The following is a 14,787-nucleotide window of genomic DNA, read 5'->3' as shown; positions in this document are numbered from 1 at the left end:
AAACACTCATGACAAAAACCTTCGCTCTTATCGGTGCTGCCGGCTACATCGCGCCCCGACACATGAAAGCCATCAAGGAAACAGACAACCGGCTGCTTGCAGCACTGGATCCGAGCGACAGCGTCGGCATTATTGACAGTTACTTTCCAGAAGCCCGTTTTTTCACTGAATTCGAACGCTTTGATCGCCATATAGACAAGCTCAGAAGGCGGAACGAAGCCATTGACTATATCAGCATCTGCTCCCCGAACTATCTGCACGATGCCCATTCCCGCTTTGCTCTGCGCTCTGGTGCCCATGCGATCTGTGAAAAACCGCTTGTTCTGAACCCCTGGAATGTTGATGCCCTGATGGAAATTGAAGAGCAGTGCGACAAACGCATCTACTCCATTCTGCAATTGCGCCTTCATCCTGCAATCATCTCGCTTCGAGAAAAAATCCGTGCCAATCCCGACAAAATCTTTGATGTCGACCTGACCTACATCACGTCGCGGGGGCGCTGGTATCACACTTCCTGGAAAGGGAACGAAGACAAATCCGGTGGCATTGCAACCAACATCGGTGTCCATTTTTATGACATGCTCGGCTACATCTTCGGGGACCTCAAAAGCAACAAGGTCCACATTCGTGAAAACAACAGGGCAGCCGGTTATCTGGAATACGCCCAGGCGCGTGTCAGATGGTTCCTGTCAGTGGACAGCAAGGACCTGCCGGAACAGGTCGCTGGCAAGCAACCGACCTATCGCTCAATAACAGTCGACAACGAGGAAATCGAGTTCTCGGGCGGCTTTACAGATCTGCACACAGAAAGCTACAAACACATCCTGAGTGGCGAAGGTTTCGGGCTTGAAGAAACCAGACACTCGATTGAACTGGTTGCAGATATTCGTCATCGCCAACTGACCCCGAATCAGGGGGAACAGCACCCCTACTGTGCCCGACACCTGTAAACAAAAAACGTCAGCCCCATGAAACGAAACACACCTTACTTCGTTCACGAAAGCTCCTATATCGACGACGGTGTATTCATAGGTGAAGGCACCAGGATCTGGCATTTCTGCCACATTCTCGGGGATGTTCAGATTGGCAGAAACTGCGTCCTGGGCCAGAATGTAATGGTCGGCCCATCTGTAACAGTCGGCAACAACTGCAAAATCCAGAACAATGTCAGCCTTTACAAAGGCATTCATCTTGAAGATGACGTCTTTTGCGGTCCTTCCTGTGTCTTTACAAACGTGAACAATCCGCGGGCCGCCATCGAACGCAAGGACGAGTTCCTTGAAACAACCGTCAGAAAAGGCGCTACAATCGGAGCAAACGCCACGATTGTGTGTGGTCACGAATTGGGGGAATTTTGTTTCATTGCAGCCGGGGCCGTCGTCACAAGCGATGTCAAGGCGCATGCCCTGATGGCCGGAGTGCCCGCGAAACAGATTGGCTGGATGAGCAGGGCTGGCAGAAAGCTTGGTCCGGATCTGGTTTGCCCGGAAGAAGGTACCGAATACATGCTGGATGCAACCCAGCAGCTCCGCGAAAAAATCCGTAAGAACAAGGAAGACGAACAGGCATGTGCGGAATAGCTGGCCGATTTGGCGCAGGCTCGACCTCGGACGCTCAGGAAAAGAAGGTTCTGGATCTTCTGTACAGCAGAGGTCCTGACTGCAATGGTGTCCTGCACGAAAACACATCAGGGGATGAAAGTGTCTTTCTGGCTCACACACGCCTGTCAATTATCGATCTTTCCCCGAATGGCAGACAACCCTTCACAAAGGGCAACCTTACGCTCTGCTTTAATGGTGAACTCTATAACTACAGGGAAGTGCGCGAGAGCCTGAAGCGCGAAGGCGCTTCCTTTCAGACGGACACGGATACAGAAGTTTTACTCGAAGCCTTCCGCCACTGGGGCAATTCCTGCTATCAAAGACTTGAAGGCATGTGGGCCCTTGTCATTCTCGACCATGAAAGCGGAACGCTTCATGTCAGCAGGGATCGCTTTGGAGAAAAGCCTCTCTATTTTACCAGAGATGCAGAAAACTTTTATTTCTCTTCCGACATCCGCGTCCTTTTTACCCTCGCCGACCGGCTCTTCGAACCCGATTTTGAAAAGGCCGGACGCTTTCTTGTGAACGGCTTCAAATCCATTCACAAGGAGACGGACTCCGATCACGAGGAAAGCTGGTACAAGGGCATTTACATCTGGCCTGCCGGAGCAGCCCAAACCCTCAAAAGCGGAAAGGACAGCATCGCACCCAGGGCCTATTGGGATCTGGACTACAATCCGGATGAAAGCATGAGCCTTGAAGAGGCCATTGAAGGCACTAGGGAGCGCCTGTTCGAGGCTGTCCGACTGAGACTGCGTTCGGATGTACCGCTTGCTTTTTGCCTGAGCGGAGGAGTTGATTCCGGCGCTCTTGCAACAATCGCATCAAAGCATTTTAACCAGAACATCCACACCTTCTCGATCCTGGATCAGGATGAACGCTACAACGAATGGGATACTCTCTCCATTACCCAGGCGGCCCTGGATTGCGACAACCGGAATATCTATCTGGGCCGGGACGGTTTCCTTGAGCGCTTAACCCGACAGGTCCAAGGAAACGCAGCTCCTGTTGCGACAGTATCCTATTATATTCATGACTTCCTCTCTGAAGCCATGGCCGAGAATGGTTTCAGGGTTGCCATATCCGGCTCAGGCGCGGACGAACTCTTTACCGGCTATTACGATCATTACAATTTCTGGCTGGCAGATCAGGTTCACTCTCCGGTTTTTGATCAGCTCGCCTCCGAATGGTATGAAGGCTATGGTCGCCATGTCCGCAATCCGGTTTTGAAAGATCCGATGAGCTTTGTGAACGACCCTGCCAACAGGAGTCATATTTTCCTCAACCGGGATCTGTTCAATTCACTGATGCTCACCCGGGTCGAAACGGACTTTGAGGAAAGCAGCTATTGCCGGAATATACTGCGCAACAGGATGCTGAACGAACAGCGTCATGAAATTCTCCCTGTTCTGCTGGAAGAAGATGACAGAAACTCCATGCGGCATTCGATCGAGAACAGATCCCCGTTTCTGGACAGCAAGCTTGCAGAGTTTTCCTTCCAGGTTCCAAACAGACACCTGATACGCAACGGCATGCAAAAGTTCCTTCTGCGTGAAGCAGCCGCAGGCTTCCTCCCCGATGCCGTCAGGCTCGACAAAAGAAAGCGTGGCTTCAATGCCTCAATCACCACGCTTTTTGACAGCAAGAATCAGGAAAACAAAGACTGGCTTTGTGATGAAAGCTCAAGACTCTTTGAGCTGGTTGACAGGCCAATGATGTCTTCCTTCCTCGAACAGGACATGAGCACCAACAGTCTGTCAAAATTCCTTTTTTCGGTTCTGTCCACCAAACTGTTTCTGGATATCAACACACGTGAATGGCTGGCCGCTTGATGGAAAATCAGCAAATCTGCATTGTTGACTATGGTCTGGGTAATCTCCGCTCCGTCGCAGGAGCTGTGGAGAAATGCGGACATGTTCCCGTAATTTCCCGGGATCCGGCAGTTCTCCGGGCTTCAGGAAAACTTATCCTGCCGGGTGTGGGCGCCTTTCCGGATGGCATGGCCAATCTGGAAAAATACGGACTTGTCGACATCCTGAACGATCTGGTTCTTACCGAAAAAAAACATGTTCTGGGCATCTGCCTCGGCTTTCAGCTTCTGGCCAAAAGCAGCACGGAACACGACGCCACACAGGGACTTGGCTGGATTGACGCCACCATCAGCCGCATTCAACCAACTGACGAACAGCTGAAAGTACCGCATGTCGGCTGGAACGATACAATTCCGAACAGAAACAGCACTCTCTTTCAGGACACCGGCGACAGTCCCCTTGTCTACTACGTTCATAGTTTTGCAATGCACAGGGAGGAAAACGCCCTGCCGAGCGAGATCATTGCCGGAACCTGTCATTACGGGGCAGAATTCATTGTCGCGGTAGAAAACGGCAATGTCTTCGGAACACAGTTTCATCCTGAAAAGAGCCAGCTGACAGGACTGCAAATTCTGAAAAATTTCCTGAACGCAGAGGAAACACATGCTGCGTAAACGTCTGATCACTGCACTCACCTTCAACAACGGTGTCCTTTTCAGAACAAAGCTGTTCACCCCGGACTATCGCTACACCCAGAACTTTCTGGACCTGAGCTCCATTGATGAAATTGTTGTTATGGATGTCACCAGACCCGGACAGGGTGAAAAGGAAAACTTCTTCAAAACACTTGAGAATGTTGCCTACAAATCCTTTGTCCCAATCACGGCAGGTGGCGGCATTCGAACGCTTGAAGACGTCAGGGAGTTCCTGAACCTCGGCGCTGACAAGGTCGCCCTGAACACAGGGGCGGTCCGCAACCCGGAGCTGATCACCGAAGTCTCGAAGCTCTATGGCTCACAATGTGCAGTCATCTCAATAGACGCCAAAAAGACGGAGGACAACCGCTATGAAGTCTATTCGGACTTCGGCTCGGTCCCGACGGGCAAGACAGCCGTTGAATGGGCAAGGGAAGCAGAGGCTCTCGGAGCCGGAGAGATTCTCCTGACCTCAATCGACAGGGATGGCTGGTTGCAGGGATTTGACCTGGAGCTTTGCAAAGAGGTTTGCGATGCCGTTTCCATACCTGTCATGCTTCTGGGCGGAGCAGGCAACTGGAAACACGTCGCCGATGCTTTTGACGTGACAAACGCTTCAGGGGTCTGTACCCAGAACATCTATCACTTTACAGAAACAAGCATTCAGAGCGCCAAAAGCTTCCTCCACAAGCGCGGCATTTCTGTTCGCATGTAAAATACCGGAAATCACTCGTGATCAAATATTGCTCCAAATGCCTGACTCCCAGCTCGCGCCCTCGCATTGTCTTTGACGAAGCAGGAATCTGCAATGCGTGCCACAACGCTGAAAGAAAGAAAGAAATCGACTGGGATGCGCGCAAAAAAGAGTTTCTGGATTATGTCGAGCGCTTCCGGCCGGAAAGTGGCCCTTACGATTGCATCGTTCCCTGGAGCGGAGGCAAGGACTCAACAGCAATTGCCCTGAAACTCAAATTCGAATTCGGGCTCAATCCGCTTCTGGTTACGGCTTCCCCGCTAATCCCGAACGAAATTGCAGAACACAATAGGGAAGAATTGCTCAAGCTCGGCTTTGACCAGGTCATGGTCCGGCCAAACCAGAAGGTGGCCCGCCATCTGGCCAAGAGATTTTTTATCGAGCGCGGCAACCCGAAGGTTCACTGGGAAGCAACCAAAGAGGCTGCGCCCCTACAGGCTGCTGTCCGCTACAAAATCCCCCTCGTTTTTTATGCCGAGCACGGTGAAAGCGAGTATGGCGGACGCGTTACCAATGAAGAGGCAATGAAAATCAAGGACTTCACAGAGGTCATTGAACACATTGTCGGGGATGACGCCTGGAACTGGATGGACGAAACCGTCGAGGAAAAGGATCTGGCCCCGTATCTTTATCCGGAACAGCACGAAATTGATGCCCTGGGAATTAAAGCACTTTACTTTGCCTACTTCTTCAAGTGGAGCATGTATGAAAACTACGAATACGTAAAAGAGCACATTGACTTCATGACGGCACCGGGTGGCAGAACTGACGGCACCTTTACTAATTTTGACAGCCTGGATGACAAGATTGATACGCTTTATTACTACATGCAGTATATCAAGTTCGGTTTTGGTCGTGCTGTCCGCGATGGCTCCAGAATGGTCCAGAACAATCATCTGAGTCGGGAGAAGGCTCTGGAATTTGCCAAACTCTATGACGACGAGTTCCCGCACACCTATTATCGTGAGCAGCTTGAGTATCTGAATCTGAGTGATGAAGAGTGCAGAAAAATCATCGACCTGCATCGCAATTCGGAAATTTTCACTGAAACAGACAAGGGATGGCAACTCATCCATCCCCTGGTTTGACCCCATCGGAAAAAAGTAAATGACGACGCACAAAGATTACCCTTGCGACATCTGTGGTTCTGAAGATGCCAGACCAATAGACGTAACCGCCCAGTATCTTGGCGGCACTCCTCTCCACACCTGCGGTAATTGCGGTTTTGTCTTTGTCAAAAGCCGCAGATCAGCTGAAGACATCGCCAAGGACTGGAGTGACGATCTGTTTGGGGATCACTACACAGCCCGAATTCCCTACATGAAATCACGTCATTTTTTCCTGTCCGAAAACCTCGACATACAGGTGCCACTCGCCGGGAAAAAGGTATGTGACATTGGCGCAGGCGAAGGTCAGTTTCTAGAGATCATCCGGGACGCTCCATACAATGCTGATGTCTTTGGTATTGAGCCCAGCAAGACAAACTGCCAGATCATGTCAAGGAACGCGATACCCAACTTTGCAGGCACCATTGAAGACTATATTGCTTCAGAGCAGTTTCAGAACGAAAGCTTTGACGTCGTTACTGTGATGTGGACGCTCGAGAACTGCGAAGACCCGAAGCGGATGCTCAAGGCTGCCTATGACCTTCTCAAACCGGGAGGACACATCCTCCTGTCGACCAGCAGCAGAATTCTGGTCCCTTTCAAGAAACCCCTGCATTACTACCTCGGAACAAGTGTGGCTCTGGACACACACTGCTTCCGCTTCAGCGCAAATGCCCAACACTCCATTCTGGGCAAATGCGGTTTCCAGACCATCTTTGAAAATCGCTTTATCGATCATGATACGCTCTGTTCCATTGCCCGCAAGGAGCCTGAAGGCCGGGAAATCCCGCTGAAACGGGACAATGCCGATGATGTCATCAACTTCTTTGAAAGATGGCATCAGGATACACAGCAATTCTACAAAGATGCCTGACACAAAACAGAACAACGACCTGGTTAATGACTGATCATTCCCCCTGCATAACTGTTTATCTGGTAAACTATAATTATGGACGTTTTCTGGAACAGTCCATAGACAGCGTTCTGACGCAAACATTCCAGGACTTCGAGCTTCTGATCATAGACGATGGCTCGACAGATGAATCCCACGAGATCATCAAACGATATGAAAACCACCCCAAGGTCCGGACTGTTCTGCAGCAGAACAAGGGGTTGAATGCCACCAACAATGTTGCCCTTTCCATGGCACGCGGACAATACATCATGCGTCTGGACGCTGATGATTTTCTGGAAGCCCATGCCCTGCAAATTCTCTCCGGCGTTCTCAACCGGAAGCCCGGCATTGGTCTTGTTTTCCCTGATTACTACGAAATCAGTGAAGAAGGCGATATCCTGGAAATCGTCAGACGATACAACTTCAACGAGGTCACCCTGATGGACCAGCCGGCCCATGGTGCCTGTACCATGATCCGCGTTGATGCCCTGAAAGAACTGGGTGGTTATGACGAAGAATTCAGATGTCAGGACGGCTACGATCTTTGGGTTCGCTTTATTGATCATTACAGAGTGGAAAATGTTAATCTGCCGCTCTTTTTCTATCGCCAGCACTCATCAAGCCTGACAAGAAACGAACCCCGCCTGCTGGGAACCCGTGCCAGGATTATCGAAAAGAAAAACCAGAGCACCGAACAGATACAGTCCCTGCCCGTCGTCATCCCTGTTCGTGGTTCCGCAGCTGACAGTCATTCAATCGCACTGCGCAAACTGACAGATCGCTATGTTTTTCAGTGGAGCCTGGACCCGGCCCTGGCTGCGGAGCGGATTTCCGAAGTTATTATCACCTCTCCGGATGATGAGGTTCTGGATCTGGCGCATGAGCTTTATGGTGACAGAATCAGGACCGTCAAACGCAATCTTGATATGGCCCGCCTAAACACATCCCCTGCCGATGCAGTCAAAGCCGCACTGGATACGGTTTACACACAAAACGGGCAACCGCTGCCCGAGGCCGTCATGACTCTCTTTGTTGAGTCCCCTTTCCGTCTGCCCCGACATCTGGACAGTGCAGTAGACATGATGGCACTGTTCGAAACAGACAGCGTCATTGCCGTTCGCCCCGAGCTTGACACCTTCTACAGGCATGATGGATCCGGATTGCATCCCTTGCGCAACAGCACACGCCTGCGTCTGGAAACCGAGGCCGTTTTCCGCGAGGTCGGCGATTTGAAAGTGACCAAGACATCACTCCTGCAGGAAAACGGATCCCTCGTGAGTGGAACGGTTGGCCACATCGTCATGGACTATCAGTTCTCACACTCGATCATAACCGCATGGGACTGGACAACGGCAGAACTCCTTGCGGAGCAGAATGTTACAGGCTTTACCCCTGAAAAAGAGGCTTAAAATGAACTTCAACAAGCTTGACCAGACTTTTATCATTGCTGAAATCGGCGTTAATCACGAAGGTGATTTTGACGTCGCTGCCGAGCTTGTACGCAACGCGGCAAGCAAGGGGGCTGACGCTGTAAAGTTCCAGACCTTTTCAATTGAGCATTACATTTCAAAGGAACAGCCCGAACGCTACGAGCGTACCAAAGGCTTCCAGCTTTCCGAAGAACAGTTCTCAAGGCTGGCGGAAATTGCCAAAGAAGAAGGGGTGATGTTCTTTTCCACCCCGTTTGGACTGGGAAATGTTGATTTTCTGGACCGGATTGCTCCGATTTTCAAGGTTTCCTCTGGCGATCTGACCTTCCTCCCGCTCATTCGACACGTCGCTTCCAAGCGCAAGCCAATGATCATTTCAACAGGGCTCGGCTCTCCTGAAGAAATCCGGGAGGCTGTAAAAGCTGTCGAGAGCGTCTGGCCAACAGTCAGGGAAGACGGTGGCCTCATGCTGATGCACTGTGTTTCAAACTATCCGACAGAACCGCACAATGCCAACCTGCGCAACCTGTTCTGGCTAAAGGACGAATTTAACTATCCGATCGGCTATTCGGATCACACCCTCGGCACCAAGGCCTGTGAACTGGCCGTCGCCGCCGGTGCCTGTGCCGTGGAGAAGCATTTTACCTATCGCAACACCGATCAGACCTTCCACGACCACCTGCTCTCAGCAAATCCCGATGATCTCGGGGTTCTGGTTGAAAACATCCGTCAGGCGGAGAGCTATCTGGGACAATACCAGCGTGTGGGGGGACAGGAAAATGATGCCCAGATGGAACAGCACATGCGCCGTTCTATCGGACTACTTCGCGATGTTCCGGCCGGTCAGCCCGTCACAGCTGAAGACCTGACCTGGCTTCGTCCTGCCTGGGGACTGCGGGGCGAGCTCTCCGAAGTCGTAGGTCAGAAATTAAACAAGGATCTGAAAGCGGGCATGCTGATCCGCAAAGAAGATCTGGCCTGAGCAGACGTGAACAGGGAACGGACAATGAAAGTTTACGGCAAACCTGCAGCACCATGGCTCAAGGCCAAGAAATGGTTTTTTGATGAAGACAAAATGCTTCTGGAAGAAAGCCTGAAAATCGCTGACATCTACACCCAGCAGGAAAAACGGCTTCACTGCAAAAATTGCGAAACCCCTCTTGGTCCCAAAATCTTTACCAAACACGGGATTGATTACACTATCTGTGAAACCTGCTCGCATCTCAATGGCCTGCACGAAGACAGTGATGCCTTTTGTGATGCCGTTTATGGAGAGGACCAAACACAGATCTTTGCTGCCATGTATTCAGCAAAGGACAAGGAAGCCTACGAACAAAGACGGGATCTCATTTACAGGCCTAAAGCGGATTTCCTGCTCAACTCCCTCAGGGACGCCGGCGAGATCCCGGAAGAACTGCTCTTTGAAGACTTTGGAGCAGGAACAGGCCATTTCGTTTCATCTCTGAGAGAAGCGGGTTGCAAAAGGGTAAAGGGTTTTGAAGCTTCAGAAACGCAGGTAGAGGCTGCAAACAGTCTGATGGGGGAAGAGCTGCTGATCAGCCATGAACTGGACCAGTTCATTCCAATGATCGAGAACTCAAAAGCCGATGTTCTCTCCCTGGTCTTTGTTCTTGAGCATATCCAGAACCCCAGAGAAGCACTGGCTGCAATCCAGCGGAACCCATCTATCAGGTACGCCTTTATTGCTGTTCCCCTTTTCAGCCCGACGTCCTTTATTGAACTGGCTTTCCAGGAATTTGCGCCCCGTCATCTCACAAACGGGCACACACATCTCTACACAAAAAAATCACTTTACCATGTGCTGGAAGAATTCGGACTCAAACCACAGGCAGAATGGTGGTTCGGTGCGGATGTTATTGATTTTTATCGCATGATCTGGATGAAAATTGCCAACACAGAAGGTGCCAAGGGAGCCGAAGCTCTCTGGGAACAGATGATGTTACCGATTATAGACGATATGCAGGCCGTGATGGACAAAGCAGAAATGCCATCTGAAATTCACATGCTGGTTCGGGCACACTGATCACATGCTTCGCGTAGTCCTTTTTACGACTCCCACCAAACACCACACCTATTTTATCAATCGTCTGCGCAAAAGCTGCCATTTTTCAGCAATCGTGTACGAACGGAAAAAACTGAGCAAACCCTTCGCGACCGGTCCGTTTTTCCTGCAAGAGGAAGACAGGTTTGAAGACAGGTTTTTCGACCCGGACTATAACGGTGTGTCATCAGAGCTTGCCAAAGAAGACGAAGAAAAAATCGTTTCTGTTCACGATGTAAACCAAACGGGACTGGCGCATTACATTGAAGCACTGCAACCGGATCTTGGCATTTCCTTTGGCACCGGAAAGATCAAACCGGATGTCTTTTCCGTTCCCAGACTGGGGACCATTAACGTGCACAGGGGCTTAACGCAGTATCACAGGGGACTGGACTCAGATCTCTGGGCAATTCACCAGGATGCTTTTGATCAAATCGGCGTCACAATCCACTCTGTCGATGCCGAACTCGATACCGGTCACATCCTCCGGCAGGACACCATGCCGCTGTCGCCGGAAGACGAAATATATCATATTCGATATAAAACATCCGTCATGGCAACAGATATGGTCGAGGATGTTCTGAAAGAAGCAACATCACACAATGCGATCATCTCCGGAAAGCCACAGTTGAAAAAAGGTCCCTATTTTTCCGCCATGACACTGGAACAGAAAATGGAAGCTGCAGACAAATTCACGGCTTTCAAAAAGAAAACCTTCATGTCTTCAGAAGGGCAGCCATGACCTCGGAAGCCACAATTCTGCTCTATCACGGTGTGACGGCAACTCCGTCTGAGGGAATAGAAAACTTTTCCGGTAAACATGTTTCGGCAGCGGCCTTTGACAAACAGATGGCCTTTCTCAAAGAACATGCCAATGTCATGTCCCTGCAGGACATGTCCCAGGCTCTTCAGGAGAAGACTGAACTTCCACCAAACACCGTTGCTGTAACCTTTGATGACGGCTTCCGAAACAACAATTCTGTAGCCCGCCCCATCCTTGAGAAGCACGGGATACCAGCAACATTCTACATATCAACAGGTTTCATCAACACCAGTCGCCTTTTCTGGGTTGATCGCGTTGAACATGCCATTAACACCAGCCCCCTGAAAGCCATAGAGCTGAGTGTTGAAGGAAACAGAATCACCCTGGATCTTTCTTCAGACGAACGAAAAATTACTTCTGTTGTAGCAATCAAGACACGCATGAAAACCATGCCTCCGGAGCAACGGGATCAAACCCTTCTCGAGCTGGAAAAGGCATGCCAGTCAACCGTCGAGCCGTCCGGTGTTGAAAACTATCAGATGATGTCCTGGGATGAATTGCGGGAGCTTCATGCCTCACCTCTTCTCGAGATTGGCGGACATACGGTCAATCACGAGATCATGTCCTATCTGGCCCCGGACGAACTGGAGTTCGAGATCACGGCATGTCTGGACACTCTGCGTTCAGAACTCGGGGCAGAAATTCGCGACTATTCCTATCCCGAAGGACAGAGTGAACACTTTAACCAGACCGTTATCGACAGATTGAAAGCGCACGGAATCACCCTCTGCCCGTCAGCCATGCACGGAACGAATTCTGCCGGTTCGGACCCCTTCAGACTGAAGCGCATCATGGTGGGCTTTATGGGAACCGCCTTTCCCCTTCCCGATGCGGAACACATTCCGGCCCGATGAATTCCATACCCTCAACAACAGGCGCCATCGTCTTTGGCAGAATGAGCTCTTCCAGGCTGCCTGGAAAGATGTTGATGGACATCGAAGGCCAAACACTGAGTGAATGCGTTCTGGCACGCATTGAACTCTCCATTCCACGGGAACGAATTGTCTTTGCCACAAGCACAGACAGCAGTGACACCCCGCTGGCAGATTTTGTTGCCAGCAAAGGTTACAGGATTTTTCGCGGATCACTGGAAAACGTCGCCCGGCGCGCACTGGATTGTGCCAGGCAGCACGGTTTTGAAAACTGGCTGCGCGTCTGTGGGGACAGGCCATTCAGTCCCTGGGAAGTCGCTGACAGAGCCCTGCAGCTTCATCATGAAACACATGCAGATCTGACAACCACCACGCCCGGCAAAACCTGGCCTGCCGGCGCGACAGTCGAAGTTGTAAGAACTTCTGCCCTTGAGAGAATTCTCCGGGACACGACAGACACTGACGACCTCGAGCATGTGACTCGCTTCTTTTACAACAACGTAGAAGCCTTCAGGATAGAACCCGTCCAGAACAAGACCCCGTGGCCCAAAAAGCTTTCCCTTGTCATTGACACTCCGGAAGATCTTGAGAAAATCCGCTACATTGCCGGCAAACTGGGCACACAGAGCATAACCGCAAAGCTGGATGAGGTTTGCAGCCTTGCCATGGACTGGCACAAGTACCAACAGCACGCAAAAGAACAACAGGATTAAACGATGACAGAATTGGCCCTTCTGGGAGGGAAACCAGCCTTGTCCCAGCCATTGACAGCCTATCCTTCCATTCAGGACAAGGAAATCAATGCCGTTATGGACGTCATGAAAAGCGGCGTCCTTTCCGGTTTTTTTGGAAGCCCCGGACCCAAATTCATGGGTGGGGAACAGGTTCAGGCCCTCGAGAAAGAATGGTCTGCACTCTACGGCGCAAAACGTTCTATCTCGGTAAACTCTGCAACTTCCGGCCTTCATGCCGCAATCGGTGCGATCGGTATTTCTCCGGGTGATGAAGTCATCGTCCCGCCAGTTACAATGTCCGCAACTGTGATTGCACCACTCCTCTACGGAGGAATTCCGGTTTTTGCCGATATTGACCCGGATACCTTCTGCCTTGATCCCCAAAAGGTACGCGAACAGATTACCCCCAAAACCAGAGCCATAATCGTGGTCAATCTGTTTGGCAATCCTGCCCCCCTTGAAGAGCTGCGCCAGATTGCTGACGAACACGGTCTGAAACTCATTGAGGACAATGCACAGGCACCACTGGGACGACTGGCAGACAGATACTGTGGCCTGTGGGGGGACATTGGCATTTTCAGCCTGAACTATCACAAGCACATCCACTCCGGAGAAGGCGGTATCTGCGTCACACAGGATGACAATCTGGCAGATCGCATGGCACTCATCAGAAACCACGGAGAGAACGTTGCACTGGATTATGGTTGCGATGATCTCGTGAACTGCTTTGGCCTGAATTTGCGTATGACAGAACTCTCAGCTGCCGTCGCCCGGACACAGCTTTCCGACATTGAAGCCCATGTCCAGTATCGTGAACGCATTGCAAAGCGTCTGAGCGCGGCAACCAGACACCTCCCCGGCTGGACGGTCCCCGAGGAGCGCGAAGACACACGTCATAACTACTACATGTGGACTGTGCGTTACGATGAAAGCCGGACCGGCGTTCCACGCGATGTTCTCAGCAAGGCCCTGCTCGCAGAAGGCTTCGAAAATGAAACCGGCTATATCGAGCCCATTTATATGCTGCCTCTTTTCCAGAAACGCATCGCAATGGGACGGGATGGATTTCCCTTTACCCTGACCGATCGCCAATACACAAAAGGCCTGTGCCCTGTTGCAGAGCGTCTTTACGAGAACGAGATCATCCAGTTCCAGCCACCGAACTACTCAGTGTCCGACGAACAGATTGACGACCTGATCGCAGCGGTTCTCAAGGTTTATGACAATCTCGACCAGTTGAAGGATGTCAAACTTCCATGAGTCGTGTCATAGCGAGTATCGAAGCACGTATGGGCGCCTCCCGCCTGCCCGGCAAAGTCCTTATGGATATTGCCGGGCGCCCGGCTCTTGGACACATGATCGAACGTATCAGGCGCAGCCAGAAAATTGACGATCTGATCATTGCGACAACGGACAGCTCCAACGATGATCCCATCGCCGAATGGGCCCGCAAAAACGACATTCACGTCTTTCGGGGGAGTGAAGAGGACGTGCTTGACCGCGTTGTTCAGGCCCACAGAACACTCGAAACGGATATTGTTGTGGAACTGTGTGGAGATTGCCCGCTCATTAGCCCGCAAGTGCTTGATCTGGGGGTCGAAACATTCCTGCAAAACGATTGTGATGTCGTCAGCACGATCCGCCACGAAAGCTACCCGAACGGAATTGATGTTCAGGTTTTCAGGTTCACAGCGCTCGAAAAAGTTGCCGAAACCATTACAGATCCCGCTGTCAGGGAACATGTTTCCCTGTATTTCTACGAAAATCCGGAAATCTATAACGTGATCAACCTTGTCGCTCCATCTGCATGGAAACGTCCTGACTACAGGCTGGTTCTGGATTATCCGGAAGACCTCGAACTGCTTCGGGGGATTTACCGTGACCTCGGCAGAGAGCTTGGACGAACCGACTTTGATCTGGAGGATCTTATCCCCTATCTGGACAACCATCCTGATCTTCTTGAAATCAATTCCTCCTGCGAAGAAAAGTCTGTAAGACCCTAGT

Annotated in this window: 15 protein-coding genes; all 15 read left to right on the top strand. The window is 51.1% G+C overall.

Annotated elements, in window-relative coordinates; translation table 11 throughout:
* Positions 1-8: 8 nt before the first annotated feature.
* From AAAH10_RS12995 to AAAH10_RS12925, 15 genes are read left to right on the top strand one after another with little or no spacing between them, the layout of a single operon-like run.
* Positions 9-950 carry a Gfo/Idh/MocA family oxidoreductase gene (locus tag AAAH10_RS12995; protein ID WP_343564241.1) on the top strand — a complete coding sequence of 314 codons (942 nt, stop codon included), beginning with the start codon at positions 9-11 and terminating at the stop codon, positions 948-950.
* Positions 951-968: 18 nt separating this feature from the next.
* Positions 969-1,580, top strand: a complete 612-nt coding sequence (locus AAAH10_RS12990; protein ID WP_343564239.1) for an N-acetyltransferase — start codon at positions 969-971, stop codon at positions 1,578-1,580.
* On the top strand, positions 1,568-3,433 hold the full coding sequence (gene asnB / locus AAAH10_RS12985; RefSeq protein WP_343564236.1) for an asparagine synthase (glutamine-hydrolyzing): 1,866 nt from the start codon (positions 1,568-1,570) through the stop codon (positions 3,431-3,433). Before AAAH10_RS12990 ends, asnB begins: the two co-directional genes overlap by 13 nt.
* Positions 3,418-4,086, top strand: coding sequence for an imidazole glycerol phosphate synthase subunit HisH (gene hisH, locus AAAH10_RS12980; protein ID WP_343564233.1), 669 nt, complete (start codon positions 3,418-3,420; stop codon positions 4,084-4,086). Before asnB ends, hisH begins: the two co-directional genes overlap by 16 nt.
* Positions 4,076-4,822 (top strand): imidazole glycerol phosphate synthase subunit HisF, encoded by a 747-nt coding sequence (gene hisF, locus AAAH10_RS12975; RefSeq protein WP_343564231.1) that lies wholly within the window; start codon positions 4,076-4,078, stop codon positions 4,820-4,822. Before hisH ends, hisF begins: the two co-directional genes overlap by 11 nt.
* A gap of 17 nt (positions 4,823-4,839) precedes the next feature.
* Positions 4,840-5,949, top strand: coding sequence for an N-acetyl sugar amidotransferase (locus AAAH10_RS12970; protein WP_343564229.1), 1,110 nt, complete (start codon positions 4,840-4,842; stop codon positions 5,947-5,949).
* A gap of 19 nt (positions 5,950-5,968) precedes the next feature.
* Entirely contained in the window at positions 5,969-6,841 is an 873-nt protein-coding gene (locus tag AAAH10_RS12965) for a class I SAM-dependent methyltransferase (RefSeq protein ID WP_343564227.1), read from the top strand.
* A 26-nt stretch (positions 6,842-6,867) separates the two neighbouring features.
* Positions 6,868-8,271, top strand: coding sequence for a glycosyltransferase (locus AAAH10_RS12960; protein ID WP_343564225.1), 1,404 nt, complete (start codon positions 6,868-6,870; stop codon positions 8,269-8,271).
* 1 nt (position 8,272) lies between these two features.
* Entirely contained in the window at positions 8,273-9,274 is a 1,002-nt protein-coding gene (locus AAAH10_RS12955) for an N-acetylneuraminate synthase family protein (RefSeq protein WP_343564223.1), read from the top strand.
* Positions 9,275-9,298: 24 nt separating this feature from the next.
* Positions 9,299-10,336, top strand: coding sequence for a class I SAM-dependent methyltransferase (locus tag AAAH10_RS12950; protein WP_343564221.1), 1,038 nt, complete (start codon positions 9,299-9,301; stop codon positions 10,334-10,336).
* Positions 10,337-10,340: 4 nt separating this feature from the next.
* Positions 10,341-11,096, top strand: coding sequence for a formyltransferase family protein (locus tag AAAH10_RS12945; protein ID WP_343564219.1), 756 nt, complete (start codon positions 10,341-10,343; stop codon positions 11,094-11,096).
* A complete protein-coding gene (locus tag AAAH10_RS12940) occupies positions 11,093-12,031 on the top strand; it encodes a polysaccharide deacetylase family protein (protein ID WP_343564216.1) in 939 nt (312 codons plus the stop codon). The genes AAAH10_RS12945 and AAAH10_RS12940 overlap by 4 nt, the downstream gene beginning before the upstream one ends.
* Entirely contained in the window at positions 12,028-12,762 is a 735-nt protein-coding gene (locus tag AAAH10_RS12935) for a cytidylyltransferase domain-containing protein (RefSeq protein ID WP_343564214.1), read from the top strand. Before AAAH10_RS12940 ends, AAAH10_RS12935 begins: the two co-directional genes overlap by 4 nt.
* A gap of 3 nt (positions 12,763-12,765) precedes the next feature.
* A complete protein-coding gene (locus AAAH10_RS12930; RefSeq protein ID WP_343564212.1) occupies positions 12,766-14,043 on the top strand; it encodes a DegT/DnrJ/EryC1/StrS family aminotransferase in 1,278 nt (425 codons plus the stop codon).
* Positions 14,040-14,786 (top strand): cytidylyltransferase domain-containing protein, encoded by a 747-nt coding sequence (locus AAAH10_RS12925; protein ID WP_343564210.1) that lies wholly within the window; start codon positions 14,040-14,042, stop codon positions 14,784-14,786. Before AAAH10_RS12930 ends, AAAH10_RS12925 begins: the two co-directional genes overlap by 4 nt.
* Position 14,787 lies beyond the last annotated feature (1 nt).

It is taken from the genome of Carbonatibacter coralli (genome assembly GCF_039592655.1).
Taxonomy (GTDB): domain Bacteria; phylum Pseudomonadota; class Alphaproteobacteria; order Kiloniellales; family Kiloniellaceae; genus Carbonatibacter; species Carbonatibacter coralli.
Note: the sequence above shows the minus strand (reverse complement) of the source record. Positions and strands in the feature narration are given on the sequence as shown.

Excerpts from the sequence above, each read along its gene's own strand:
- AAAH10_RS12995 (WP_343564241.1), top strand. The coding sequence starts at position 9 with ATGACAAAAACCTTCGCTCTTATCGGTGCTGCCGGCTACATCGCGCCC.
- AAAH10_RS12990 (WP_343564239.1), top strand. The coding sequence starts at position 969 with ATGAAACGAAACACACCTTACTTCGTTCACGAAAGCTCCTATATCGAC.
- asnB (WP_343564236.1), top strand. The coding sequence starts at position 1,568 with ATGTGCGGAATAGCTGGCCGATTTGGCGCAGGCTCGACCTCGGACGCT.
- hisH (WP_343564233.1), top strand. The coding sequence starts at position 3,418 with ATGGCTGGCCGCTTGATGGAAAATCAGCAAATCTGCATTGTTGACTAT.
- hisF (WP_343564231.1), top strand. The coding sequence starts at position 4,076 with ATGCTGCGTAAACGTCTGATCACTGCACTCACCTTCAACAACGGTGTC.
- AAAH10_RS12965 (WP_343564227.1), top strand. The coding sequence starts at position 5,969 with ATGACGACGCACAAAGATTACCCTTGCGACATCTGTGGTTCTGAAGAT.
- AAAH10_RS12960 (WP_343564225.1), top strand. The coding sequence starts at position 6,868 with ATGACTGATCATTCCCCCTGCATAACTGTTTATCTGGTAAACTATAAT.
- AAAH10_RS12955 (WP_343564223.1), top strand. The coding sequence starts at position 8,273 with ATGAACTTCAACAAGCTTGACCAGACTTTTATCATTGCTGAAATCGGC.
- AAAH10_RS12950 (WP_343564221.1), top strand. The coding sequence starts at position 9,299 with ATGAAAGTTTACGGCAAACCTGCAGCACCATGGCTCAAGGCCAAGAAA.
- AAAH10_RS12945 (WP_343564219.1), top strand. The coding sequence starts at position 10,341 with ATGCTTCGCGTAGTCCTTTTTACGACTCCCACCAAACACCACACCTAT.
- AAAH10_RS12940 (WP_343564216.1), top strand. The coding sequence starts at position 11,093 with ATGACCTCGGAAGCCACAATTCTGCTCTATCACGGTGTGACGGCAACT.
- AAAH10_RS12935 (WP_343564214.1), top strand. The coding sequence starts at position 12,028 with ATGAATTCCATACCCTCAACAACAGGCGCCATCGTCTTTGGCAGAATG.
- AAAH10_RS12930 (WP_343564212.1), top strand. The coding sequence starts at position 12,766 with ATGACAGAATTGGCCCTTCTGGGAGGGAAACCAGCCTTGTCCCAGCCA.
- AAAH10_RS12925 (WP_343564210.1), top strand. The coding sequence starts at position 14,040 with ATGAGTCGTGTCATAGCGAGTATCGAAGCACGTATGGGCGCCTCCCGC.